Origin of the sequence: Dorea sp. OM07-5 (assembly GCF_003481355.1) — a bacterium.
In the GTDB taxonomy this organism is placed as follows: domain Bacteria; phylum Bacillota; class Clostridia; order Lachnospirales; family Lachnospiraceae; genus Dorea_D; species Dorea_D hominis.
The window spans coordinates 1-556 of the sequence record NZ_QUKZ01000061.1 but is presented as its reverse complement, the minus strand read 5'-3'; the positions used below and the strand labels follow the sequence as shown (position 1 = coordinate 556).

The 556-nt window shown below is 47.7% G+C and carries 1 pseudogene; it reads right to left on the bottom strand.

Annotated features, from left to right (window positions below):
- Positions 1 to 431 (bottom strand): annotated as a pseudogene (locus DXC04_RS15420) (DNA (cytosine-5-)-methyltransferase); the annotation flags it as partial.
- Positions 432 to 556 lie beyond the last annotated feature (125 nt).

The following is a 556-nucleotide window of genomic DNA, read 5'->3' as shown; positions in this document are numbered from 1 at the left end:
CTTCCGTGATACAAGATGCCATGACGATCTGTTGCAGTAATCGTGAACATTGGTTCTTCCGGTTCCTTCATGCGTCTGCCGTTCTGCCGGACATTCTCTTTTGCTGGTGTTAAGACTGCTCTTGCTCCATCCTCTGCTAATACACCGGAACATTCTCCTTTATATTTGTGGACACCGCATTGTCTGGTGTTCAGGCTTCTGCATTCTTCCGTTACCACCGGCGGCGGTGAAAGATCGACAAAATGCAGCGTTCCCTGTTGAACACCTGTTGTCAGGGTATGTGCGATCTGGTGTCCGACTCTTCCTCTCCTGCTGTTAAGATTCGCATAGCCCAGATCGATGCTGTCCCCTTCTCTTGCAAGTTTGTAGCAGAGCTTTGTATTCTCTTTTATTGGAACACCTACATCATATAATCCTGTCTTGCCGCCCATTCCACCTGCCTGTGATGTCAGGGTACAGCTTAGTCCTTTGGGACTGTAGACTCTTTTACCCTGACTTCCTGCCCGGATTTGAATAAGAGCTGCTCCATTTGTTTCTGGTTCAGGTAATATTTTTC